The sequence below is a fragment of the Acidobacteriota bacterium genome, from assembly GCA_019347945.1.
Classification (GTDB): domain Bacteria; phylum Acidobacteriota; class Thermoanaerobaculia; order Gp7-AA8; family JAHWKK01; genus JAHWKK01.
On record JAHWKK010000006.1, the window covers coordinates 137,937 to 162,344 of the forward strand.

Sequence of the window (24,408 nt, forward strand, 5' to 3'; positions counted from 1 at the left end):
TCTCCTTCGGTTCGGTCACGTCAGGATTCACGGCTCGGGTCTCACTTGTACAACCAGACTCTCAACAGCGAGATGAGCTGCTGGCCTTCGATCGGCTTCGTGATGTAGTCGGAAGCGCCCGCCTGGAGGCATCGCTCGCGATCTCCCTTCATCGCCTTTGCGGTCAGCGCGATGATCGGCAGGTTCTTCAGCTTCGGATTCTCCCGAATCCTCTGTGTCGCCTCGAGACCGTCCATCTCCGGCATCATTACGTCCATCAGGACAATGTCGATGTCCTCGTCTTCTTCGAGTTTCCGGATGCCCTCCTTACCGTTCTCCGCGTAGACGACCTCCATCTCCTGCTGCTCGAGCAGACTCGTGATGGCAAAGATGTTCCGAATGTCGTCATCGACGATCAGAGCCTTTCGCCCGGTCAGCACGGGATCTCTCTGATGCAGCTTCTCGAGAACCTTTCTCTTTTCCTCGGGAAGGTTTGCTTCGACCCGATGGAGAAAGAGCGCCGTCTCGTCGAGAAGCCTGTCGGGGGAGCGGACGTCCTTGACGATGATCGCGTCGGCGATTCTCTTGAGCTCGGACTCCTCTTTCTTCGAAAGGTCACGGCCGGTGTAGACGATGATCGGAACGTCGTGGCCCGCCTCCTTCATACGGTTGACGAAGTCCATTCCGCTCATGTCGGGCAAGCCGAGGTCGAGAACGATGCAGTCGATCGGCCCTTCGTCGAGTTTTTGCAGCGCTTCCTCACCGGAACCGACGGCTTCGATTTCCACATCCTTGTCGTTGATCAGCTCGACGATCGAATCGCGCTGGGTCTCGTCATCTTCGATGATCAGCAGCCTCCGAGTGGACCGATCGATGAATTCGTTGATCTTCGCGAATGCGTCGTCCAGAGCCTCGCTGGTGACCGGCTTCTGCAATCTCGCGAACGCTCCGAATTTCACTCCGCGCGGATCGGTCAGGTCCTGGCTCGAGATGATGTGAACCGGAATGTGACGGGTCTCGGCATCGTGTTTGAGCCGATCGAGAACCGTCCAGCCGTCGACGTCCGGAAGCGAGAGATCGAGGGTGATTGCATCCGGCTTGAAGCGCTTCGCCAGGTTCACGGCGTCGCCCCCGATCTGCGTCACGATCGTTTTGAAACCTCTCTCGCGCGCGAGATCCCGGACGATGGCGGCGAACTTCGCGTCGTCCTCGACGATGAGCAGCGATCGGGTTCGCTCGTCCAACCCTTCGCGATCATCTTCGATCGTACGGACCGGCCGCGTCTGGGCAGCGGGAGCCGGCAGAATTCTGGTGGGTCGGTCTTCACTCCCTCGGATGTCGGCCTGCTGGTCGCCGGCGTAGTCGACCGGCATGAAGAGCGTGAATCGGCTTCCCTTTCCGGGCGTACTCTCGACTCGAAGCTCGCCACCGAGCAGGGATGCGATCTCACGACTGATCGAAAGACCGAGTCCGGTACCCCCGAACTTCCGCGTGGTACTCGCGTCCGCCTGCTGAAAAGCTTCGAAAATCAGGCGCTGCTTGTCGTCCGGAATTCCGATTCCGGAGTCGACGACGTGGAACGCCACGACTTTGGAAGCTTCGATGAGCGTGCGCGAATTGAGGTGGCGACGGGTATCGTCGTCCACGCCCTCGATGATGAGCTGAACCTCTCCCTTGTCCGTGAACTTGAACGCGTTCGACAGAAGGTTCTTGAGCACCTGCTGCAGCCGGGTCCTGTCGGTCAGCAACCGGTCGGGGGCCGACTTCTCTACCTGAACCGCGAGGCTCAGATTCTTCTCTTCTGCAAGCTGACCGAAAGTCCGACGGACATATTCGGAAAGCTCGGCGAGATCGACCTGAACCACCTCGACCTGCATCATCCCGGACTCGATCTTGGAAAGGTCGAGAATGTCGTTGATCAGCGCGAGCAGGTCGATTCCGGACGAATGAATCGTGCTCGCGAATTCCATCTGCTTTTCGGTCAGATTGCCGTCCTTGTTCTCTTTGAGCAGCCGGGCGAGGATCAGCAGGCTGTTCAGTGGAGTTCTCAGCTCGTGGGACATGTTCGCGAGAAACTCCGACTTGTACTTCGAGGTGAGTGCGAGCTGGCGTGCCTTTTCCTCGAGCTGCCGTCGCCCTTCCTCGACCTCCCGGTTTTTCCGTTCGACTTCCTCGTTCTGCTGCTGCAGCAGATGGGCCTTCTCTTCGAGCTCCTCGTTCGTCTGCTGAAGCTCTTCCTGCTGAGTCTTGAGAAGCTCCTCCGATGCCTGCAGGGACTTCGCCTGTTCCTCGAGCCGCTGGTTGGTCTCGGTCAGCTCCTCCTGCTGGACCTGCAGCTCTTCGGCGAGCGACTGCGACTGTGCGAGCAGCTCCTCGGTTCGCATGTTCGCCGCGATGGCGTTGAGCACGACACCGACACCATCCGCGAGCTGATCGAGAAACGCGAGATCGTTCTCGCTGAATCGTTCGAACGAAGCGAGCTCGATCACCCCCATGACGGTTCCTTCGAAAACGATCGGAAGAAGAACGAGATTCAGCGGGATGGCCTCGCCCAGCGCCGAACTGATTCGGACATAGTCGTGCGGCACCTGTGTGATCAGGATTCGCTGCTTCTCGACCGCCGCCTGCCCCACCAGGCCCTCGCCGAGATCGTAATGCCGCGAGAGATTCTTCCTTTCCTTGAACGCGTATGAAGCCGCGAGCTCCAGGTGCGGATCTTCCCCTCGCGTCTCCTGCATCAGATAGAAGACACCGTGCTGCGCCTTGACCACCGGCACAAGCTCGCTGAGAATCGTTTTCGCGAGCGTGATCAGGTTCTTCTGGCCCTGCATCATCCGCGTGAATCGGGCGACATTCGACTTGAGCCAGTCCTGCTCCTCGTTTTCTCTGGTCGTCTCGCGGAGATTGACGATCATTTCGTTGACGTCGTCCTTGAGCGCGGCGACTTCTCCTTCAGCCTCGACGTCGATCGAGCGCGTGAGATCGCCCTTGGTGACGGCTCGCGCAACCTCGGCGATCGCCCGGACCTGAATCGTGAGGTTGTCCGCCAGCATGTTGACGTTGTCGACCAGACTCCGCCACGTTCCGGAAGCTCCGGGCACCTTGGCCTGGCCTCCGAGCTTCCCCTCGACACCGACTTCACGTGCGACGGTGGTGACCTGCTGTGAGAACGTCGCCAGGGTGTCGGTCATCGAGTTGATGGTGTTGGTGAGCTCGCCGATCTCGCCGCTCGACTCGAGCGTCAGCTTCCTGCTGAGATCTCCCTGGGCGACGGCCGTGACCACCCCGGCGATGCCGCGAACCTGATTGGTCAGGTTCGACGCCATCGAGTTCACGTTCTGAGTGAGATCCTTCCACGTACCGGCCACACCTTCGACCCGCGCCTGCCCTCCGAGCTTGCCTTCCGTTCCGACCTCCCGCGCCACTCGGGTAACTTCCGCCGCGAACGAGTTCAGTTGATCCACCATCGTGTTGATCGTCTCTTTCAGCTCGGCAATCTCCCCGCGAACCTCGACGCTGATCTTTTTCGACAGATCGCCATTCGCGACCGCGGTGGTCACCTTGGCAATGTTGCGCACCTGGTTGGTCAGGTTCGACGCCATCGAGTTCACGTTGTCCGTGAGGTCCCGCCAGGTTCCTGCAACTCCTTTGACCTGCGCCTGTCCCCCGAGTTTGCCCTCCGTGCCTACCTCGCGCGCGACGCGCGTCACCTCGGCAGCGAACGAGCTGAGCTGATCCACCATCGTGTTGATCGTTTGCTTCAGCTCCGCGATCTCGCCTCGCGCATCGACCGTGATCTTCTTGGAAAGGTCCCCACGCGCGACCGCCGTCGTGACCTCGGCAATGTTGCGAACCTGATTCGTCAGATTCGAGCCCATCGAGTTGACGCTCTCGGTCAGATCTCTCCAGGTTCCCGCGACACCCTTGACCTGGGCCTGGCCACCGAGTTTGCCTTCGGTTCCCACTTCACGCGCAACACGCGTGACCTGATCCGCGAACGAGCTGAGCTGATCCACCATCGTGTTGATCGTCTGCTTCAGCTCGGCAATCTCGCCGCTGACCTCGACCGTGATCTTCTTCGACAGATCCCCGCGCGCGACCGCCGTCGTGACATCGGCGATGTTGCGCACCTGGTTGGTCAGGTTCGACGCCATCGAATTGACGTTCTCGGTCAGATCCTTCCAGGTTCCGGCAACGCCCTTGACCTGCGCCTGCCCACCGAGTTTCCCCTCCGTGCCGACTTCGCGCGCGACGCGCGTCACCTCGTCCGCGAACGAGCTGAGCTGATCCACCATCGTGTTGATCGTCTGCTTCAGCTCGGCAATCTCGCCCCGTGCATCGACCGAGATCTTCTTCGACAGATCGCCGCGTGCGACCGCGGTCGTGACGTCGGCAATGTTGCGGACCTGCGAGGTCAGATTCTCCGCCATCGAATTGACGTTCTCGGTCAGATCCTTCCAGGTACCCGCGACGCCTTTGACCTTCGCCTGACCGCCCAGCTTTCCTTCGGTACCGACCTCCCGGGCGACCCGCGTCACCTGATCGGCAAACGAGCTGAGCTGATCCACCATCGTGTTGATTGTCTGTTTCAGCTCGAGAAGCTCGCCGTCGACGTCGACGGTGATCTTCTTCGACAGGTCGCCCTTCGCGACTGCTGTCGTCACCTCCGCAATGTTCCGAACCTGCGACGTGAGGTTGTCGGCCATCGAGTTGACGCTCTCGGTCAGACCTTTCCACGTACCTGCTACCCCCGGCACCTGCGCCTGGCCGCCGAGTTTTCCCTGAGTTCCCACTTCTTTCGCGACTCTGGTCACCTCGGCCGCAAACGAGCTGAGCTGGTCGACCATCGTGTTGATCGTTTTCTTCAGATCGTTGATCTCTCCCCGGACCTCGACCGTGATCTTTTTCGACAGATCCCCCTTCGCGACTGCCGTCGTCACCTCCGCGATGTTCCGCACCTGCGACGTGAGGTTCGACGCCATCGAGTTCACGCCCTCGGTCAGATCTTTCCACGTCCCGGCGACACCTTTGACCTTCGCCTGACCGCCGAGCCGGCCTTCGGTTCCGACCTCTCGCGCCACGCGAGTCACCTCGTCCGCGAACGAGCTGAGCTGATCCACCATCGTGTTGATCGTCTTTTTAAGAGCTGCGATCTCACCGCGAACTTCCACTGTGATCTTTTTCGACAGGTCGCCGCGTGCGACGGCGGTAGTAACGTCGGCGATGTTGCGGACCTGATCGGTCAGGTTCGTCGCCATGGTGTTGACGCTCTCGGTCAGATCCTTCCAGGTTCCGGCCACGCCCTCGACTTTTGCCTGACCACCGAGCTTCCCTTCGGTTCCGACTTCGCGGGATACACGCGTGACCTCGGCCGCAAACGAGCTGAGGCGGTCGACCATACCGTTGATCGTGTTCTTCAGCTCCGCGATCTCGCCCTGGACCTCGACCGTGATCTTCTTCGAGAGGTTTCCCTGAGCGACCGCCGTGGTCACCTCGGCGATGTTGCGCACCTGATCGGTCAGGTTCGTCGCCATCGAGTTGACGTTCTCGGTCAGATCCTTCCAGGTTCCGGCCACACCCTTGACTTTCGCCTGCCCTCCGAGCTTCCCCTCGGTGCCGACCTCGCGCGCGACCCGCGTCACCTCGTCGGCGAACGAACCGAGCTGTCCGACCATCCGGTTGATCGTGTTCTTGAGCTCGAGAAGCTCTCCTTTGACTTCCACCGTGACGGTCTTGTCGAGCTCGCCGTTGGCGACCGCCGTGGTGACCTTGGCAATGTCTCTGACCTGATCGGTCAGATTCGAGGCCATCAGGTTCACGTTGTCGGTGAGATCCTTCCAGATGCCGTCTACGTTCGGTACCTCCGCCTGGCCGCCAAGCCGGCCTTCGGTGCCGACTTCCCTCGCGACTCGAGTCACTTCCGAAGCGAACTCGCGAAGCTGTCCGACCATCGAATTGACGGTCATTGCGGTGCGGAGAAACTCTCCTTTGAGAACGCGCCCTTCGATCTCGGTCGCCATCTCCCGGGAGAGGTCTCCGCGAGCGACCGAGTCCATGACCTTGGAAACCTCGACCATCGGTGCGATCAGATCCCTGACGATCCGCGACGTCGAGTCGGCAACCGACGACCAGCGGCCGACGGCACCCTCGATTCGAATCTGCTGTCTCAGCAGCGCCGAGCTGTCGGCCGCAAGACTCAGCGTCTCGAGAGTGTCGGTCGAGCGCTCCGCAACCGCGATGACGTCGTTTAGAACGTCACAGATTTTCCCCGGTACCCCGACCTTGTCGGCAGGCATGCGGACCGAGAAATCGCCATCGCGAAATGCCGTCAGCACCTCGAGAAGCTGAAGCTGATCGAGATTTTCCGGCTGTCGACCCTCGCCGGTCGCTTTCGGAACCGAATAGCGCCTCGCCGACTTGACCGAGCTCTTCTTCTTCGCACTTTTACCGGCGCTCTTCTTCGAAGTTTTGTCAGGGCTGCTCTTTTTTGAAGGAGCCTTCTTTTTTCGCGCCGCCGGCTTTTTCCTCGTGCTGCGAGCCGGCTTTCTGACGGTTTTGCTGCGGGAGCCTTTTTTGGAAGATTTCTTCCTCGCGCCCTTCCTCGAATTGCCGGGGTCGCGAGTCTCCGCCTCTCCGGCGGGAACGCCTTCTGCCATCTCACTCTCCAAAAAGCTATTTAGTGGGGACTTGCGCCCTACCCACCCCCCCGGCGTCTCTGCATGACCTGCGCCGGGAGAACAACGGCCAGGAGGCCGATTTTACTGATCGGGCTTCTTCTCGATCCGAACTCCATCGGGAGTACCGGTGATCGAGATCCGTGAGGTACGCCGGTCGCTGTTCCGTTCGAGAAGCGGAAGATCTTCGTCTTCCACCGAGAACGTCGAGTCATCGGTAGTCGTCATCGTGACCGGTGTATCGGGATTCAGCGGATCGTACATGCCCGTACCGAGGTACTGCTCACGCCGGGCGGCATCGAGGAGCATCGGGTCGGCTCCCTCCTCCTTCGGAACCGATTCGGTCACCGGCCGAATCGGCTGGGGCTCGATCTCCGGAACCTTCTCGACTTTTCGTCGCTCGAAGAGTCCTTCATCGGGTGGGTTGATCTCAAAATAGATCGACGCTCCGATGAATGCGACGAAAATCACCGCCAGCGTGACGAGAACGTTCTTCTTCGTCAGGATCCGCTTTCTTCGACGGCGATCCCGGGGTGTTCCGGACTGGGGCTCGACACTCACACTCTTTCCTTATCCAAACCATCTGCCAACAACGCCGGTGACACCGTTCCGAAACAAATACGGCGATTCAGGAAGTTGGAACCCCCAGGACGTAGATCTCGAAGTCACCATCGCGATTCGACGCAAATGCGAGATGAGAACCGTCTCGCGACCAGCTCGGCGCAACGTTCCGCCCGGGCGGATCGACGACTTCGATCATCTCACCACCGGCGACCTGGACGATCCGAATGCGGTTCTCGTCATCGCTCCCTACGGTGAAGGCGACGCGGGATCCGTCCGGGGAAGGCGCAATCCAGTCGATCGATTCCGTCGTTTCCGCGAGCAGCCTTACACGGCCAGTCGAAAAGTTGATCACTCGCAGCGACTTCAGCGCTCCGTTGGAATGGAGGAACAGCAGCTCCCCGGAAGGAAGCCAATGAGGAGAAGACTCGTCGGCGGAGCTCGAGAGAAGTGGGACGACCTGAGATTCGGCGATGTTCCACATGAAGATGTCGGAGCTCTCGGCGGGGCTCGCGATGAAGGCGATTGCCGTGGAGTCGGCGGTCCACGAAGGCGCGGAATGACTCGACCGGATCCCGTGAGCGATCCGGGTCACGCCCGTCCTGAGATTGAGGATGCGAAGCCCCCTTACGTCGTTTCTCTGCGCCAGGTATGCGATCCACTTCCCGTCCGGCGAGGGGACGGCGCCGCCATCGTCTCCCCGTTCGTTCGTGATTCGATACTCGCGCCTCGAGTCGACTTCGATCACGTAGAGGTCGGTTCCCTCTTTGTCGGGGGTGCGATCGGCTTCGAAGAAGATCCGGCTGCCATCGGGGTCCCATTGGGGATGATCGCCACGAGTCATTTTTTCGTCGGCCGAGCCGTCGAATTCCACCGTTCGTATCCACTTCTCGCCTTCGACGATCGCGTCATACGCGACCAGTCGCGATTTGGGGGACCAGACCGGATGGAAATCCATCTCGTCGTTCGTCGTCAGCATTCGAGCTTGCGGGAGCTGATCGCCCGAGCCCGTCGAAGCGAGCGCGAAAAGAACGATCATCATGACCAGCGGTCTGTTCAAATCAACATCCTCCATCAAGGCGAGCTACCCGGCTTCCCTCGGCACTTCGGCATTCTGACACCAATTTTCAACTTCGGGACGCTCGTCCGCCGGGTGGAAAAGGACAAAGATCGGGTGCTCTATGGGGTGCAGCGCACCCCTGCGCCGCTTTTCGACCCGTTTGAAACCCTCGGATCCTATGAACTGCGGCGCATCCCTGCGCCGCTTTCGGATCAGAGGGGAACGGTGGTAAAGGCGGCTCGGGAGGGCGACGCACTCCATAGAGGACGCGTCATCACCTTCCGCCGCCACTCAAAATCCGATGGTAGACCTCTATGCGCTTCCCTGGGCAACCGGTCGACTGCGCGCGACATGACGGCGCGGGCGTTTGTCGGGGCTCAGGCGTTCGCGTAAGCACGAAGAAAGTCGTCGCGCGTGATGCCCGCCTGCGTGCAGATTGTCCGCAGCGTTGACGCCTTCATCTTCGGATGATTTGGAAGAGTCAGCGGGGTCTTGCTACCGTCGGCATTCTCACGCTCCATGGAGATGTGGGCACCCTCGCGAACGACCTCGAAGCCGAGCTCTCTCAGTGCTCGAAGAATTTTTGTCTTCGGAGCATCGACCGGAAACTTCGCCATCAGATGGCGAGTTCGGCTTCGGCGACAAACGCCTCGAGGACCGGAGAGTCACCCGTATCGAGGACATCTTTGCCGAACGTCTCGACGTGGAATCGGATCGCTGACTTCACGTCCGAGAGCGCTTCGTCGTAGCTATCCCCCTGGCCAACAACCACGCCTTTGAGTCCGACAGGGTAGGCGACATAGCCGTCATCATGCTTTTCGACAATGATCTTGAACTGTGTCATGAAGACGATTGTAAACCGGTGGCCATCGGGATGGATCATTCTTTCTCCCTCTCTTCAGACGGATCCGACGAATGGATCTGAGTCATCTCAAAGGCCAGATCTACCTCGGATCAGCCGAGCTCATCAGATGGGCCTCGCGCACCTGATCGATTCCTGCATCACGACCCTCCGCGCGCACGCACCACCCCTTCCGCCGCCCGAGGTTCTCATCCGATAGCCGTTCTGAATCGCCTCGCCAGGGTCGAGGTGTGCCTAGTCAGGGCATTCTCGACGCCGTATTTAGTCGCCCGGCTGTCGCGATGCCACTTTTCGACCGCTCTCACGAGCAACAAGCGACGATCCTGCACGTAATTCGGCTCTCCCGTGGATCGCCTCGGCCGTCAGGTTCGCGCGACTGAACCGAAAAACGAAGGTGTGGCCCTCTGTACCCCTCTGTACCCTCTGTACCTTCGGCATTCTGACACCAATTTCCCACTCCGGGACGACCGGTTCACTCACGAGCATGGCCCCGCTTCATCCGGACGCCCGGGTGACGTCTCGGCGCTGGTCCGGCGGGTGAAAATGGACAAAGATCGGGTGCTCTATGGAGTGCGGCGCACCCCTCCGCCGCCTTTCGACCCGTTTGAAACCGCCGGATCCTACGAACTGCGGCGCATCCCTGCGCCGCCTTCGCGAGGACTCGACAACCACAATGAGTCGACGCTGCACCCCACGGAAGCACCCGTTGTGCGATCATTGTTCGAGGAGTCAGACATGGAAGGGATTCGCTACGTCACCGACGAAGAGGGGCGTAAGGTCGCCGTTCAGATCGACCTCGATCGCTACGGCGAGTTCTGGGAAGACTTTTTCGATGCTCTGATACTCGAGCAGCGCAAGGGTGAAGAGAGTCTTCCGTTCGAGGAGGTCGAGAAGCGCCTCATCGCTGAGGGCAAGCTCAGCCGTGGCTGAGTACCGGCTGACGATTCGCCGCAGCGCAATCAAGGAGATGGAGAACACTTCCGTCCCACACGATCGACAGAGTGCGCGAGAAAATTCGTTCGCTTGCTACCGAACCGCGACCCTCTGGTTCGACGAAGCTCAAAGGCCATCAGTATGGATGACGAGTCCGTGTCGGAACATATCGCATCCTGTACGAGATCGATGACCAGAAACGTGGTCGACATCGGAGCGATTCGGCATCGAAGTAAAGCCTACGACTGATCCATCCGTGATCGTCCTCGGCAGCTGACGGAGCATCCCTCACCGCAGCGCAAGTCGACCGGCCTCGGAAGCGTCGTCGCCCTTTCAACTGGGGCATCCATGCCCGGACCTGGCTCGTTTCGTTACCTTCGATCGCGAATCCCTGATAGATTCTGCCCGGGGTGAACCGATGAATGAAACCACGTCCCGCGTCGCCATCGTACGAGGTCTGCGAACACCTTTCGCGAAAGCGGGGACCGCCTATTCGAACGTCGATGCTCTCGAGCTCGGCAAGATCGTGGTCTCCGAGCTCGTCCAGCGAAGCGAGATCGATCCCGAGACGATCGACCATCTGGTCTTCGGTACCGTGATCCCTTCGATCAAGGCAGCGAACATCGCCAGGGAGATCGTCCTGGGAACGGGACTCTCCCGCCGGATTCCGGCTCACACCGTCTCACAGGCCTGCGCATCGGGAAATCAGGCGGTCACGAGTGCGGCCGATTCGATCCACCGCGGCTACAACGACATCGTGATCGCCGGCGGTTCCGAATCGCTCTCGACTGTTCCGATCCTCTTCTCGAAAAAGTTCGCCGAGACTCTCGTCGCCGCGTCCCGCCAGAAGAGTCCTCTCGGAAAATTGAAGGCCTTCTCGCGTCTGCGACCGCAACACCTCGCGCCGGACATCCCGGCGATCGCCGAATCGACCACGGGCCTGACGATGGGCCAGTCCGCCGAGGTCATGGCGAAGGAGAACAAGATCTCGCGGGAGGCCCAGGACCGCTTTGCGCTTCAGAGCCATGTCCGAGCGGCCGCCGCCTTCGAGAGCGGGCGGTTCGCCGACGAGGTCATGACCGTGATCGTTCCGGATGACTACAAGACCGTAGTGGAGCGCGACAATCTGATTCGCTCCGACACGACACTCGAGAAGCTCTCCGAGCTGAAGCCCGTATTCGACAAAAAGTATGGAACGCTCACGGCCGGCAATTCGTCTGCGCTCACCGACGGGGCCGCGGCGGTTCTGCTGATGTCGGAGAAGAAGGCGGAGGAGCTCGGTCTGGAGCCGCTCGCATTCGTGAGGAGCTACGCGTATGCAGCGCTCGATCCGTTCGAGCAACTGCTTCAGGGCCCCGCGTTTGCGGTCCCGCAGGCACTCGATCGCGCCGGCCTGAAACTCGACCACATGGACGTGATCGAGATGCACGAGGCGTTTGCTGCCCAGGTACTTTCGAACATTCAGTGGCTCGTCTCCGAGGAATTTGCCGTGAATCGTCTCGGAAGAAACGAGGCGGTGGGAGAGGTCGATCCGGAGAAGATCAACCTGACGGGCGGCTCGATCGCCATCGGTCACCCATTCGCGGCGACCGGGGCCCGGATCGTGACGACCGTGGCGAACGAGCTCAAGCTGCAGAACAAGCGATACGGGCTGGTGTCGGTCTGCGCCGCCGGGGCACAGGGTTCGGCAATCGTGCTGGAGAGGGCTTGATCCGCCATGAGCGCCGCGCCTGAGGAGACAACCGTCGTCCGGGCCGCCTGCCCCCATGACTGTCCCGATACCTGCTCGATGCTGGTCGAAGTGGTCAATGGGCGGGCCGTCCGAGTCAAGGGCGATCCCGACCATCCGATGACCCAGGGCTTTCTCTGCTCGAAGGTCAACCGCTATCCCGAGCGTACCTACCACCGCGACCGTCTTCACCATCCGATGGTTCGCACGGGGGGCAAAGGCGACGGAAAGTTTCGCCAGGTCAGCTGGGACGAGGCGCTCGGGCTCGTCGCCGACCGCCTCGACCGGATCATTCATTCCGATGACGGCCCACAGGCGATCCTCCCCTATTCCTACGCAGGAACGATGGGACTACTGCAGAGCCAGTCGATGGACCGGCGATTCTTCCACATCATCGGCGCGTCCCTCCTCGATCGAACCATCTGCGCCACGGCGGGAACCGAGGCGCTGAACGCGACGTACGGCACCCGGATGGGAACCGATCCGGAAACCATCGATCAGGCGAAACTGATCCTCCTCTGGGGGACGAACACGCTGACGTCCAATCCGCATCTGTGGCCTTGGGTCCGGGCAGCGCGGGACGCGGGAGCCCGCGTCATCACGATCGACCCCATCCGGACAAGGACCGCGGACGCGTCGGATGAGCACATTCAGATTCGACCGGGAACCGACGCAGCGCTGGCGCTCGCCATGATGCACGTGATTTTTCGAGACGGACTGGCAGACTTCGATTACCTCGAGCGAACGACACTCGGATGGGAAAGTCTGCGGGAGCGTGCAATTGCCGAGTACTCCCCCGAGCGGGTCGCGGGCATCTGTCGGATCGACTCGCGGGAGATCGAACGGCTCGCGAACCTCTATGCGACGACCCGTCCTTCGTTCATCCGGCTGAACTACGGGATGCAGCGACACGCAGGCGGTGGCAACGCCGTCCGGGCGATCTCGATCCTTCCCGCGGTCACCGGCGCATGGAACGATATCGGCGGAGGATTCCAGCTCTCGTCGAGCGGGACGTTCCACTTCGACGAAACCGCCCTCGAGCGACCGGACCTCATCCCTCCGGGCACACGAACGATCAACATGTCGACGATCGGAGATGATCTGCTCGGGCGCCCGGATCCACCGATTCGTGCGATCGTCGTCTACAACTCGAACCCCGTTGCCGTCGCGCCCGATCAGTCGAGCGTACGGAAGGGGTTTGCGCGCGATGACCTCTTCGTGGTCGTGCTCGAGCACTTCATGACGGATACCGCGAGGTACGCCGACGTTGTGCTTCCGGCAACGACGCAACTCGAGCACACCGATCTCCACAAGAGCTACGGTCACCTCTACGTCAATTACAGCGCTCAGTCGATCGCCCCGATCGGGGAGGCGCTACCGAACACCGAGATCTTCCGGCGTCTCGCCGCAACGATGAATCTCGATCACCCGGCGCTGCAGGACTCCGACGAAGAGCTGATGCGGCAGGCTCTCGGATCGGGACATCCCACGCTCGAAGGAATCACGCTCGAGAAGCTGAAGGAGTCCGGCAGCCTCAGGCTGAACCTTCCGGCACCGCATCTCCCCTTTCCTGCCGGAACTGTCGTTCCCACGCGTTCGGGGAAGATCGAGATCCGATCGAGCATGCTCGAAGCGCTCGGTCTCGATCCGTTGCCCTCCTGGGTTCCGCCTCACGAGTCGGAGGAGTCCGCCCCCGAGCTTGCGGCGCGTTATCCGCTGACCCTCATCTCGCCTCCGGCTCACACCTTTCTCAACAGCACGTTCGCGAATGTGGAGCCGCTGAAGAAGCTCGCGGGGCGACCGACGCTGCAGATCAACGCGCGTGATGCCGCCGATCGAGGGATTGAACATGGGATGAAGGTGACGGTCAGGAACGACCGCGGAACCTTCATGGCGGAAGCAGAGATCACCGATAGGGTCCGGCCGGGCGTCGTGAGCGCGCCCTCGATCTGGTGGCTCGAGTCGACCGAGGGGAGTGCGAACGCAAACGCAACGACGTCGCAGAAGCTCACCGACATCGGAAGAGCCGCGACGTTTTACGATAATCTGGTCGAGGTGACGCATGCCGAGACCATTCAGGAGAGCTGAGCGCTGACATCCGTCATCACAACGTCGATCGTCGTGACGGTCATCTTCGTCGTGATTCTGATCCTGCTCGATCAGCGCTACGGCATCCTCAGCTCGGACCGCTTCCCTTCCGAGCGAGCGCGATGGACGGCGTACGGCTGGTTCGGGCTGTTTCTGTTCCTCGTGAGCTCCTCGGTGATCGGCGCAGCCGAGGCCGGCGCGACACCGAATCTCGAGTCGATGCAGTTCTGGTCGGTCTTCACGATGCACGTGATCCTGCTGGCGTTTCTTTTCGGCTGGTGGCTACTGGCAGGACGCGAGCCCGTTCGCCAGTACCTGAATCTTCATACGGACGAGCTTCCTCAATCGATCGGGATCGGCATTGCGGCGGGGGTCGGTGGATGGCTTCTGACGATTACGATTGCGCTGATTGCGGGCGTCATCGCGCAGGAAGCGGGTCTACTTCCGGAGGACCTGAAGCCCGCTCCGATGATCATCTACCTGGCGAATCTGACGATCTGGCAAAAGCTCCTGATCGTCTTCAGCGCGATGACTGTCGAGGAGTTTTTCTTCCGGGGATGGCTGCAGAAGCGCTTCGGGCTGATCGTATCGACGGCAATCTTCGCGCTCGCGCATGCCGGATACGGCCAGCCGATGCTGCTGATCGGCATCACAGTGATCTCGCTCGTGATCGGCGCGACTTTTTATCTTACGCGGCGGCTGCTGCCGTGCATCATCGCCCACGGTGTTTTCGATGCGATTCAGATTTTCGTCATCGTCCCGTTCGCATTGAAAGCCACCGGAGCGGGCTGAGAGCCCGGTCTCAGCCGCGATCGGGCCATCCTTCCCTGCCGACGAGAGGGACGAAACGGACGGCCTCGAGCCGCTCCTCACTGAAACCATCCCGCGTTCGTGTGATCCGCACCAGGCTCTGTTCATTGGGGCTCGAACCGATCGGTATGACCATTCGCCCGCCGAGCGTGAGTTGAGCCCTGAGGCTTTCCGGAACCTTCGGTCCGGCAGCCGCCACGATGATCGCATCGAACGGAGCCTTCTCTTCCCACCCCGTCGTCCCGTCTCCATGGCGGATCTCCACATTGTCGTACCCGAGTCTCCGGAGCCGCTCGCGCGCCTCGATCGCGAGCTCTTCATGACGTTCGACGCCGAAGACTTCCTCGACGATCTCGGCGATGACCGCGGCGGCGTAGCCGGAGCCGACGCCGATCTCGAGGACTCGGTCGTCCGGCTTCAACTGAAGGGACTGGACCATGCTCGCCACGATGAACGGCTGCGAGATGGTCTGGCCCGCCGCGATCGGCAGCGGCCGGTCGTCGTGAGCGTACTTTCGAAGCTCCGGCAGGACGAACTCTTCGCGCGGCACGACGCGCATTGCCTCGAGCACCGCCGGATCTCTCACTCCGCGGGCCGCGATCTGCGACTCGACCATCCATTCGCGCGCCTGCTGTGTGTCGCTCATCGTCGAAGCCGTGTCCTGCGGAGATGATACCTCCGCCCGGAAAACAGACCTGCCTGCCTCCAGCTTCGGCATCGATCCTGTATCGCGAAACGAGTGATGATTCGAAGGGCCGCAGTCGCCGGAAGCTTTTATCCGGCCGAACCAGAAGTGCTGGGACGAGACGTCGACCGGATGCTTCGCGAAGCGCGCCCACGGAGAGAGGAGAAACTTCCTCGGGCGCTGATCGTGCCGCATGCCGGCTACGTCTACTCCGGATCGGTGGCGGCAGAGGCCTACCGGCTTCTCGAGTCGCACATCGGCAGAATCAATCGGGTTCTTCTTCTCGGGCCGAGCCACTTCGTCCCCTTCGACGGCCATGCAGTTCCGGCATCGGACGGTTTCATGACGCCTCTCGGGACAGTCGAGCTCGATGCAGAAGGACGAGACCGACTCTCTGAACTGGATCACGTGATCGTATCGGACCTCCCCCACCAGCGGGAGCACAGCCTCGAAGTCCAGCTTCCCTTCCTGCAGCGGATCTTCGAGTCCGTTCCGCTGCTCCTCCCCGTCGCCGTCGGAACCGCACGGGCGGAGCAGACCGCCGAGATCATCCGGTCCGAATGGAACCGCGACGGAACGCTGGTGCTGATCTCGACCGACCTGAGCCATTACCTCCCCTACGACGATGCGCGCCGCGCCGACGCGAGAACGGCCGAAGCGATCCGGAGCTTCGACTTCGAGGCGATCCGGGACCGGGACGCATGCGGTCGATACCCGCTGCGGGGAGCGCTGCTGGCCGCAAAGGAAGACGAGCTGACCATCCATGAGCTCGATCTGAGAAACTCCGGCGATACGGCCGGTCCGCGAAGCGAGGTCGTCGGCTATGGGGCCTGGGTCATCAACTGATGGCGAAAGTCGGAATCATCGGGACGGGATGGGGCACGCGTGTCCAGGTTCCGCGCTTCAGGGAAGCGGGCCTCGATGTTCGTGCCCTTTACGGACGCTCGCCGGAGAAGACTCGCTCCGAGGCCGAAGAGGCCGGCATTCCGGAAGTCCATGAAGACTGGCGCGAGCTTCTCGAATCCGACATCGATGTCGTGACGATCGTCACGCCTCCATTCCAGCACCTCGAAATGGCCTCCGCGGCTCTCGAAGCGGGGCTTCACGTGGTGAGCGAGAAGCCGACGGCGTTGAACGGCGATGAGGCTCGCCAGCTTCTGGAGGTCAGCCGCAGACATCCCGATCGGATCTCTCTGATCGATCATGAGCTTCGCTTTCTTCCCTCCACGCGTCGAGCGCTTGAAATGGTCCCGGATCTCGGGGAGATTCACTGGATCGACTGTACGTACAGCAGTCCGTCGCGCAACGACCCTGAACGCCGGTGGAACTGGTGGTCCGATGAGAGCAAGGGGGGCGGAGTGCTCGGGGCGATCGGTTCTCATCTCATCGATGCGTGCCGCCATCTCGTCGGTGAGGTGAACGGGGTGAGCGCAACGCTGAAGACGTTCATCGAATCGCGCCCGGACGGAAAGGGGCAGCGAAAAGAGGTGACCTCCGACGATTTCGCTTCGTTGACGCTCAGCATCGAGAGGGGCGTCACGGCGGCTCTGACGATGTCGGTCGTCTCAGGCGTCGATGAGCCGACGACGATCACGATTCACGGTCTGGAAGGAGCGCTGCGGCTGATCCAGGACGAGCTCTTCTTCGCGCGCACCGGAGAGGACTGGAAGCAGGTGGAAGTCGAGCGCGTCGGCGAGGGAGCGGGCGATTCTCCCGGCGGGAGCTTCGGAAGCGGGACCTACTGGCTCGGAAAGGCGCTGGCGCGCGCGATCGACGACGGAGACCGATCCGCGCTCGAGCCGGCCGCCACGTTCCACGATGGCCTCGTCCAGCAATTGGTTCTGGATGCGGCGCGTCGATCCTCCCGCAACCAGAGCCGTTTCGAGCGCATCGAGCTGCCGGATCAGAAATAAACGAAGTCTCGGTTCGTTCGATCAGGACGTGTCCCGGACCAGTCAAAATGATCATGATCTGATCGGAGCGCATGTCTCCGCGCGGGGCGGCGTCTGCAACGTCTTCGACCGGGCCGACGAGATCGGCGCGTCCGCCGTCGCGTTCTTCTCGAAGAACAACAATCGCTGGGCCGCGTCGCCGCTTGGCGAGGAAGAGTGCGCGACTTTTCGCGAGAGAAGACGGGCCAGCGGCGCGCCTCTGATGATTCACGCCGCGTATCTGATCAACCTGGCGGCGACCGACGAGGGCATCCTGGAGCGCTCGATCGCCGGCCTCGAGGACGAGCTGCGACGCGCGGCGAAGCTCGGAGCCGAATCGCTCGTCATCCACCCCGGGGCGCACATGGGGGCCGGGGTCACGAAAGGAATCGACCGAATCGCGCGCGCTCTCGACGAGGTGCACCGCCGGCTGCCGGAGCTCGGGACGAAAACTCTTCTCGAGACCTCCGCCGGACAGGGGTCATCGCTCTGCTGCACGTTTGAGGAAATCGGCCGGATTCTCCGGCTGGTGGACGATCCGTCGCGCGTGGGGGTCTGCGTTGACACGTGCCACATATTCGCTGCCGGTTACGATTTCTCGACTCCCGGCGGGTGGTCTGCAATCGTCGACGAGATGGCCGAGCAGATCGGACTCGATCGGGTGGAGGCATTTCATCTCAACGATTCGAAGAGAGAGCTCGGTTCCCGGGTCGACCGGCATGAGCACATCGGCGAGGGGAAGATCGGCCTCGATCCGTTTGGTCAGATTCTCAATGATTCGAGGTTCCGAGAAATACCGAAGGTGATCGAGACACCCAAGACAGTGCCGGTCGAGTCGGATCTGGAGAACCTCCGGAGACTCCGCTCGCTGACTGGGCCGCTGGGCCGCCGACCGCCGCTATAATCGCCTGCATGGCCATCAGGATCGTTTACTGCGACACATGAGCTACTACAAGGACCAAAGCGGCGAGTTTCGCTGCGAGAATCGAAGATGATCTGAGTCATCCGGTGGAGCTTCAGAAGGGCCGCATCGGCCAGTTCGAGGTGTTCGTGAATGGACGTCTGGTGTTGTCCCGGAAGGGCGGTCTGCTCGCGAAGCTGATGAGCAAACCGTGGCCGAGCGACGAGGACGTGATATCGGCCGTGCGCGGTGCGATGCCGCAGGAGGATTGACTCCCTTCAGGACCCTGGGCCGGGCCGCCGTTCAACCGGTCGGGTCAGTAAGGGGGTCTCCGGCCCTTCCACCAACTCCTGATGCTCTGACGTCAGATCCACCGGCACGTCCTGCGTCCGTCTTCGGAGCGCAGCAGAATCGTCACCCAGCTGCCGGCACCGATCACCGGAATGAGGACTTTGACCAGAGCCGGATCCCGCAGAGCCACAATGAAACCGGCCAACACGAAGGTGATCGCCAGTAGCAACGCGCCCCGCGACGGGACCAACGCCTCTCTTTTTCCCGGGCCCGACACCATGTCGGCACCCACAACCGCGAGCGCGAGGAGCAGCGGGGCCGCCATGACCAGCCACCCGGCGTCGGCGGTCAGCACTGCAATGATGGTCGATGCAATGATGCCGCGCCGATAAGCAACGCGGGCACCAGATCGAGCGGTCGTTTTCGTGTCATAGAACCTCCTCTGATCGTTTACGTCCGTTTTTCTACTATGTTTTCCTCAGGCGGCGCCAGCCATGCCCGTAACGATGTGCGCGGGCGAGTCGAACACTACCTCTCCGTCGGGGGTGACGTACTCCGCGAGGACATCCTCCGCCTCGTCGAGGATCCTTTCGATGAGCTCTTCTTCCAGCACGACTCCCATCACGGGGAGCCACCCTCGAAGATCGGCTTCGACCATCGTTCGAATCCCCGGAAAGCGCGCCGTCCCGGTGTGAGTCGCAACGTCAACCGACTCCAGTCCCGAGCTCTCGAACATGGCGAACAGATCGGCCTTGTCGCCGAGCACGAATGGAGCCCGCAATGCGTCAGCTGCCGCCTTGCCCGCAAGACGTTGGAGCAACTCCACCTCCTCCGGATAGGCCTCGGAATTCTCCAGGCTGTCCCAGACGGCCACAGCCAATCTCCCGTCCGGTTTCAGCACGCGACGCATCTCGCGCAAAGCCTGTGAACGATCGGAGAAGAACATGAGGCCGAACTGACTCACCACCGCATCGAACGAGCGGTCACTATAAGGAAGGGACTCGGCTGCCCCCTCCTCCCACTCGATGTGCGGTGCCGCCTCCTTCGCGATCGCGAGCATTCCGCGCCCCGGGTCGATTCCCGCGACAGATCCGGCGTCGCCGACGCGATCCGCCGCCTCTCTGGCCAGGACGCCGGTACCGCACGCCACGTCGAGGACTCGATCACCGCTTTCGACGCCGGCAGCATCGAGCACTCGAGGACACCATTGCCTGAAGAGGGCGGGTACGTGCAGGGCTTCGTATGCTCGCGCCCCCGCGATCTCCGCGTCCAAAGTGGGCTGGTTCATTCGCTCACCTCCTACGGTCGGTCTGACGGCCCGGTCATCCTGTCCGGGCGCGCCCGAGAGTTTATCAAGCACCCAGCAACATGTGAGTTGCACCGCGTCGTCAGATGTGCGCAATCACACGGGACGCGATGTTGTTATCACCAGACAATGCACCGGACTGCACAACCTCTCGATCCTGCGCAACCCTCGGTCGTGAGGACGAAGTACTGGCACGTGCTGGAAGACGAACGGATCCAGTGCGACGTCTGCCCTCGAGCGTGCAAGCTGCGCGAAGGGCAGCGGGGAATGTGTTTCGTCCGGATGCGCGAAGAGGATCAGGTCGTCCTCACCTCGTACGGACGGTCGAGCGGGTTCTGCATCGATCCGATCGAGAAGAAGCCGTTGAATCACTTCCTCCCCGGGACATCGATTCTCTCGTTCGGAACGGCCGGCTGCAATCTCGCCTGCAGCTTCTGTCAGAACTGGGACATGAGCAAGTCGCGGGAGATGGACAGGTTGATGGACTCCGCCACCCCGGAGGACCTCGCAAAAGCGGCGAAGCGCCTCGGATGCAGCAGCATCGCATTCACGTACAACGATCCGGTGATCTTCATGGAGTACGCAATCGACACCGCGCTCGCCTGCCGCGAGGAGGGGATCCGGGCAGTGGCCGTCACCGCCGGGTACATCTGCGACGAGCCGCGCCGGGAGCTCTACAAATACATCGACGCCGCGAACGTCGATCTGAAGGCCTTCACCGAACGGTTCTACAAGGAAATCTGCTCCGCGAGCCTCTCTCACGTTCTCGACACCCTCGTCTATCTGCGTCATGAAACCGATGTATGGTTCGAGATCACGACTCTGCTGATTCCAGGCGAGAACGACAGTCCTCGCGAAATCGAGGAGATGTCGAAGTGGATTTCCGACAATCTCGGGACGACGGTGCCGCTCCACTTCACCGCGTTCCATCCCGACTACAGAATGAAGGACAAGCCGCCGACACCCCCCGCCACGCTGACACGAGCGCGGGAGATCGCTCTCGCGAATGGGCTCGAGTACGTATACACCGGAAACGTGCACGACCCGGCGGGCGGAAGCACCTACTGCAGGAGCTGCGGAGAGATGCTGATCGGTCGCGACTGGTACGAGCTGTCTGCCTGGAACCTCGATCCGACGGGCAGGTGCCTCTCCTGCGGTACCCCCTGCGACGGTGTGTTCGACGGACCTCCCGGGAAGTGGGGGCGCCGACGGCAACCCGTCATGCTGAGCCGCGGAGCGTGAGAACCGACGAGCCGCGGATCGTCCTCTAGCTCGATGCAACCGATGATCGGGCGGCCTCTTCGCTCAGGCGCGCCTCTGCTCTCCTTCCTCCCTCTCGCGAATTGCGAAATAGAAGGTCGCTCCTTTGTCCGGCGCCGCTTCGGCCCAGATGCGCCCACCGTGCCGCTCCATGATGCGACGGACGGTCGAGAGCCCAACGCCCGTACCGTGGAAAGCCGTTTTGGAGTGGAGCCGCTTGAACGGCGTGAAGAGACCGGAAGCTTTGCTCATGTCGAAGCCCGCCCCGTTGTCGCGGACGAATACGACTTTCTCTCCCTCTTCCTCGATCACGCCCACCTCGATCTCCGCCTGATCGGTGCGGCTCGAGTATTTCCACGCGTTACCGAGGAGATTCTCCATGGCGATCTCCATGAGGGACTCATCGGAATAGAGCGTGATTCCAGGCTCGACGTGCCACTCGACTCTCCGCGACGGCTCTCGGGCTTGCAGGCGGCTGAGGATTTCCTCCGACATCTTACTGATGTCCACCTCCGACTTCTCCAGGGCTCCGATCGACGCGCGGCTCAGCTTGAGGTGATCGGTAATCAGCTCGTTCATCCGGTCGGCGCTTTCGATGACCTCGGCGAGCATTTTCCGGCCATCCTCACCGATTTCGTCCCAGAGGTCCATCTTCAGAAGTCCGAGATAACCGATCATTCCGGCCAGCGGGCCCCTCAGATCGTGGGAGACCATGGAGTTGAATGCCTCGAGCGACTCGTTGGCGGTGAGCAGCTCGGCAGTCCGGAGCTGAACTCGCCGTTCGAGCTCGACGTTGAGCTGGAGAAGACGTTCGTCTTTTTCCACCAGCTGGGAGATGGTCTGGTGCAGCGCAACTGAGAGCTGGCCGATCTCGTCGTGCCGATCGGGAAATACCGGGACGCTCTTCTGGAGTCCCGCTTCGACCAGCCGGGCGCCCCTGCTCAGGTCCCGCAGCGGCCGGGTGACGTAATTCGCGGCGAACCAGCCGACCAGGCCGAACAGCAGCGTCAGGGCGATCCCCCAGCCGAAAACGTTGAATCGATGCTCGGATACGGGCGCGAAGGCGATCTCTTCCGGCTGCCGCACCAATACGAGCCAGTCGAACCCGGGAAAATCGATGAACCCGTCAGCGGACGCAAAAGCCGTGAGGAAGCGGCCATCCTCCCAATCGATCAGGGCGTGTCCACCTCCCTCTTCGCGGACGCGCGACCGAATCGTTTCCGGAACTTCAAGGTCGATCATCGAATCGTCCCCGATCACCACCGAGGCGTTCCGGTCGATGATCATGATCTCTACCGAACCGCGATCGTGTCGAGCGCTGACGATCCGTTCCGCGACATCCTCGGCCCAGTCGAGCCGGATGAGAGCGGCGAGGACGCGCCCGCCTTCCACCGGAAGCGAAATGTCGACGTATCTGGCCGGGCGACCGCCACTCGTCCGTTCGGGCAGGAATCCCTTCAGCAGAACCGGCTCGTGAAGGTCGCCGAAATACACCTCCTCGCGCCCCTCCCTGAACCAGGGCCGGTTGCTCGCGTCACGGCCCTCGCTCAACCCCTCGGTTCCGGCGAGCACCTCGCCGTCCGGGTTCACCAGTCCGATCCAGGCGTACATCGGAAAGCTGCTCTTGACTCGCTCGAGCACGTCTCGAACCGCGACCGCAGGAGTCTCTTCATCGACGAGCTCCGGGACCGTGGCGATGATTTTCAAATCACTATACCTGGCGTGAAGATCCTGGTCGAGGCTGTCGGCAATCTCACCGGAAAGCCGGTTCAGCGACTCACCGATGTAGCTCCGGAAGCTGTCGCGAAGCACTTCTCCGGACAACCAGGCTCCGGTCAGAGCCATGATGAAGCCGAGCAGAGTGAAGACCAGCCAGACCTGAGCCCGCAAGCCTCGCCTGGGATTCTGCAGATCGGCAGCGATCTGCTCGATCGGTTCCGCGATCTGCCTGCTCGCTCGCTTCGCCGTCAACTTCATCCGTCAATCATAAGACGGTCCGGCCGCTTTTCCGTTCGCACCGATCGTCCGGGATGCCTACCATCGGTGCCACGCGGGGTGGCCTTCGCGCACGCGGACGAAGGTTCCGCGGCAGGTTGCTGTCGTGGTTCCGTCGACCTCGATCGACGCATCGACCACGATTCGATCCTCCTCCGACTCCGCAATGCTCGATCGGATCGTCAGCTCCTTCATCGGCGTCGGTCGCCGCAACCGCACGTGGAAATCCCCGGTCACGGTCACCGGAGGCTTCGATTCGCCGTCCCTCTGCATGATGTGCCAGGCAGCAGTCCAGTTGCTGTGGCAATCGAGCAGTGCTCCGATGATTCCTCCGTTGATCACGCCGGGAAAGGCCTGGTGATGGTCCTCCGGGGTCCATTGCGCGACGAGCCCTTCCCCCGCGGGAAAGCTTCGGATGCGGAGCCCCTTCGGGTTCGACGGGCCGCAGCCGAAGCAGATGACACCGGGCCCGTACTCTTCCTGAATACTCTTTTCCATGGCCCGATCTTACCCGGATTAATTCATGAGACGTCTACTGCGGAGGCGGAAAGCAGCGTGGCTACAGCGTTGCGCTCGATTCGGCTCCTCGACATACTGCAAGTATGCCTGCGTCGCCGAACTCGTCGCGCGCCTCGTATCCACACCACTTTCCACCTCCTCGCGACGACATCTCATGAATAAACCGGGTTAACCGGTCGAAGCTCCTCGAGCCGGACTCCCGGCTGCGTGTCAGTCAGCCCGGAGAACCCAGACTTCACCGGGCGCGAATGCCGAAAGGCGCTCGACGGCGTCGCGGGCGGATTTCTCATCTTCGAATCGCACGCGCACCCGGTAGAGAGTCGAATCGTCCCGGGGCACCCTGGCCACATATGCCGATGAGAAACCCGCTTCGATAAGTCTCGCGGCGAGAGCCTCGGCGGGAGCCGATTCGGTGGTCGAGAGAATCTGGGCGTCATGAGGGCTTGCCGAGAGCTCTCTGTCCGGTGAAGCGCCGGCGGGTGATGACGTCGGCAGAGTCCGGACGGTCGGGCGGGGAGATTCGTCCTCCACGATCGAGGACGGCTCGTCGACTCTGGTCGCTGGTTCCGCGGACGATGGCGCCGAGTGGTCTTCCTTGGCGCCAGGCTCGATGGGCGAACGGTCGAGCTCTTCGATCGAACTGAGCGGTTGAGCCGTTCGACCGGCCGCGCGTTCTTCGCCCCGGGCGGTTCCGACAATCGCTCCGAATACGAACGAGGCGACGATCGACCCGAGCAGCAGCAGCACCGCCATGAACGCCTGTCCTGCAGTCAGCGAGATCTCGTAATGCGACGAATCAGCATGAATCGGTTCTTCCGCCATCC

General features: G+C 61.6%; 21 protein-coding genes. 10 read left to right on the forward strand and 11 right to left on the reverse strand.

Going from position 1 to position 24,408, the window contains the following annotated elements; genetic code table 11:
- Positions 1–41 precede the first annotated feature (41 nt).
- The 3 genes from KY459_05900 to KY459_05910 form a co-directional block, all read right to left on the reverse strand.
- Entirely contained in the window at positions 42–6,275 is a 6,234-nt protein-coding gene (locus KY459_05900; protein MBW3564238.1) for a HAMP domain-containing protein, read from the reverse strand.
- Positions 6,276–6,737: 462 nt separating this feature from the next.
- Positions 6,738–7,214 carry a hypothetical protein gene (locus tag KY459_05905; GenBank protein MBW3564239.1) on the reverse strand — a complete coding sequence of 159 codons (477 nt, stop codon included), beginning with the start codon at positions 7,212–7,214 and terminating at the stop codon, positions 6,738–6,740.
- A gap of 67 nt (positions 7,215–7,281) precedes the next feature.
- Positions 7,282–8,172, reverse strand: coding sequence for a hypothetical protein (locus KY459_05910; protein MBW3564240.1), 891 nt, complete (start codon positions 8,170–8,172; stop codon positions 7,282–7,284).
- Between KY459_05910 and KY459_05915 the strand changes: the two genes are divergently transcribed.
- Positions 8,161–8,667, forward strand: coding sequence for a hypothetical protein (locus tag KY459_05915; GenBank protein MBW3564241.1), 507 nt, complete (start codon positions 8,161–8,163; stop codon positions 8,665–8,667). The genes KY459_05910 and KY459_05915 overlap by 12 nt on opposite strands.
- Here the strand turns inward: KY459_05915 and KY459_05920 are convergent.
- On the reverse strand, positions 8,652–8,894 hold the full coding sequence (locus tag KY459_05920; protein MBW3564242.1) for a type II toxin-antitoxin system HicA family toxin: 243 nt from the start codon (positions 8,892–8,894) through the stop codon (positions 8,652–8,654). The two genes, KY459_05915 and KY459_05920, sit on opposite strands and share 16 nt — an antisense overlap.
- Complete coding sequence (locus tag KY459_05925; protein ID MBW3564243.1) at positions 8,891–9,118, reverse strand: type II toxin-antitoxin system HicB family antitoxin; 228 nt, start codon at positions 9,116–9,118, stop codon at positions 8,891–8,893. The genes KY459_05920 and KY459_05925 overlap by 4 nt, the downstream gene beginning before the upstream one ends.
- 753 nt (positions 9,119–9,871) lie before the next feature.
- Between KY459_05925 and KY459_05930 the strand changes: the two genes are divergently transcribed.
- From KY459_05930 to KY459_05945, 4 genes are all read left to right on the forward strand, one after another.
- Complete coding sequence (locus tag KY459_05930) at positions 9,872–10,066, forward strand: hypothetical protein (GenBank protein MBW3564244.1); 195 nt, start codon at positions 9,872–9,874, stop codon at positions 10,064–10,066.
- A 421-nt stretch (positions 10,067–10,487) separates the two neighbouring features.
- Positions 10,488–11,780, forward strand: a complete 1,293-nt coding sequence (fadI, locus tag KY459_05935; protein ID MBW3564245.1) for an acetyl-CoA C-acyltransferase FadI — start codon at positions 10,488–10,490, stop codon at positions 11,778–11,780.
- A 6-nt stretch (positions 11,781–11,786) separates the two neighbouring features.
- Positions 11,787–13,886, forward strand: coding sequence for a molybdopterin oxidoreductase family protein (locus KY459_05940; protein ID MBW3564246.1), 2,100 nt, complete (start codon positions 11,787–11,789; stop codon positions 13,884–13,886).
- A gap of 33 nt (positions 13,887–13,919) precedes the next feature.
- A complete protein-coding gene (locus KY459_05945) occupies positions 13,920–14,678 on the forward strand; it encodes a CPBP family intramembrane metalloprotease (GenBank protein ID MBW3564247.1) in 759 nt (252 codons plus the stop codon).
- A gap of 10 nt (positions 14,679–14,688) precedes the next feature.
- Here the strand turns inward: KY459_05945 and KY459_05950 are convergent, their stop codons facing one another.
- Positions 14,689–15,342: a protein-L-isoaspartate(D-aspartate) O-methyltransferase gene (locus KY459_05950; GenBank protein MBW3564248.1), complete on the reverse strand. Its 654-nt coding sequence runs from the start codon at positions 15,340–15,342 to the stop codon at positions 14,689–14,691.
- 96 nt (positions 15,343–15,438) lie between these two features.
- Here KY459_05950 and amrB point away from each other — a divergent pair, with 96 nt between their 5' ends.
- The 4 genes from amrB to KY459_05970 all read left to right on the forward strand — a co-directional run bounded on the left by amrB (position 15,439) and on the right by KY459_05970 (position 18,485).
- Positions 15,439–16,227, forward strand: coding sequence for an AmmeMemoRadiSam system protein B (amrB, locus tag KY459_05955; protein MBW3564249.1), 789 nt, complete (start codon positions 15,439–15,441; stop codon positions 16,225–16,227).
- Positions 16,227–17,294 carry a Gfo/Idh/MocA family oxidoreductase gene (locus tag KY459_05960; GenBank protein MBW3564250.1) on the forward strand — a complete coding sequence of 356 codons (1,068 nt, stop codon included), beginning with the start codon at positions 16,227–16,229 and terminating at the stop codon, positions 17,292–17,294. The genes amrB and KY459_05960 overlap by 1 nt, the downstream gene beginning before the upstream one ends.
- Positions 17,227–18,216: a deoxyribonuclease IV gene (locus KY459_05965; GenBank protein MBW3564251.1), complete on the forward strand. Its 990-nt coding sequence runs from the start codon at positions 17,227–17,229 to the stop codon at positions 18,214–18,216. The genes KY459_05960 and KY459_05965 overlap by 68 nt, the downstream gene beginning before the upstream one ends.
- Before the next feature lie 104 nt (positions 18,217–18,320).
- Positions 18,321–18,485 carry an Rdx family protein gene (locus tag KY459_05970; GenBank protein MBW3564252.1) on the forward strand — a complete coding sequence of 55 codons (165 nt, stop codon included), beginning with the start codon at positions 18,321–18,323 and terminating at the stop codon, positions 18,483–18,485.
- Positions 18,486–18,577: 92 nt separating this feature from the next.
- Here KY459_05970 and KY459_05975 read toward each other — a convergent pair whose 3' ends face one another.
- Both KY459_05975 and KY459_05980 read right to left on the reverse strand, forming a co-directional pair.
- The gene (locus KY459_05975) at positions 18,578–18,859 is read right to left on the reverse strand and encodes a hypothetical protein (protein MBW3564253.1); all 282 of its coding nucleotides are present in this window, start codon (positions 18,857–18,859) and stop codon (positions 18,578–18,580) included.
- A gap of 123 nt (positions 18,860–18,982) precedes the next feature.
- Positions 18,983–19,792, reverse strand: coding sequence for a methyltransferase domain-containing protein (locus tag KY459_05980; GenBank protein MBW3564254.1), 810 nt, complete (start codon positions 19,790–19,792; stop codon positions 18,983–18,985).
- Positions 19,793–19,939: 147 nt separating this feature from the next.
- Between KY459_05980 and amrS the strand changes: the two genes are divergently transcribed.
- The gene (gene amrS, locus KY459_05985; protein MBW3564255.1) at positions 19,940–21,052 is read left to right on the forward strand and encodes an AmmeMemoRadiSam system radical SAM enzyme; all 1,113 of its coding nucleotides are present in this window, start codon (positions 19,940–19,942) and stop codon (positions 21,050–21,052) included.
- Between the two features lie 63 nt (positions 21,053–21,115).
- Here the strand turns inward: amrS and KY459_05990 are convergent, their stop codons facing one another.
- The 3 genes from KY459_05990 to KY459_06000 all read right to left on the reverse strand — a co-directional run bounded on the left by KY459_05990 (position 21,116) and on the right by KY459_06000 (position 24,406).
- A complete protein-coding gene (locus tag KY459_05990; protein ID MBW3564256.1) occupies positions 21,116–23,047 on the reverse strand; it encodes a HAMP domain-containing protein in 1,932 nt (643 codons plus the stop codon).
- 57 nt (positions 23,048–23,104) lie between these two features.
- Entirely contained in the window at positions 23,105–23,563 is a 459-nt protein-coding gene (locus tag KY459_05995; protein ID MBW3564257.1) for a PaaI family thioesterase, read from the reverse strand.
- Between the two features lie 231 nt (positions 23,564–23,794).
- Positions 23,795–24,406: an SPOR domain-containing protein gene (locus KY459_06000; protein MBW3564258.1), complete on the reverse strand. Its 612-nt coding sequence runs from the start codon at positions 24,404–24,406 to the stop codon at positions 23,795–23,797.
- Positions 24,407–24,408 lie beyond the last annotated feature (2 nt).